At 70.5% G+C, this 420-nt stretch carries 1 protein-coding gene; it reads left to right on the top strand.

The genetic code is table 11. The annotated features are described in order from the left end of the window. Positions 1-16: 16 nt before the first annotated feature. On the top strand, positions 17-420 hold a 404-nt coding region (locus IO24_RS0140190; protein ID WP_208861342.1), incomplete at its 3' end, for an NAD(P)/FAD-dependent oxidoreductase.

Genomic DNA, 420 nt, shown 5'->3' with positions numbered 1-420 from the left:
CAAGACCCACGAGATCATGTCCGGCCGTCTCGGGCTCGAGACCCGCCTGGTTCCCCAGAGCGAACTCCATACCGAGATCGGCTCCGACTCGTACCACGGCGCGATGGTCGAGGCCAGGAGCGCCGGGTTGCACGTCGGCAAGTTCACCCAGGGGCTTGCCGAGGCGGCCGCGCGGCTCGGTGTCACCATCCACGAGCAGGCACCGGTCGAGCAGAAGGGGCTTGCCGAGGCGGCCGCGCGGCTCGGTGTCACCATCCACGAGCAGGCACCGGTCGAGCAGATCGACAGGCTGGGTGGCACGAAGCATCGGCTGGTCACGCCGCGCGGCACCGTCGAGGCCGACCAGGTGCTCGTGGCGACCAGCGGCTACACCAGCCGGCCGTTCCGCTGGCACCAGGTCAGGATCGCGCCCGTCGGCAG

Origin of the sequence: Streptomyces flavovariabilis, assembly GCF_000725785.1 — a bacterium.
GTDB classification, from domain to species: domain Bacteria; phylum Actinomycetota; class Actinomycetes; order Streptomycetales; family Streptomycetaceae; genus Streptomyces; species Streptomyces hawaiiensis.
The sequence above is the reverse complement of the archived record's forward strand: the minus strand, read 5'-3'. Positions and strand labels throughout refer to the sequence as shown.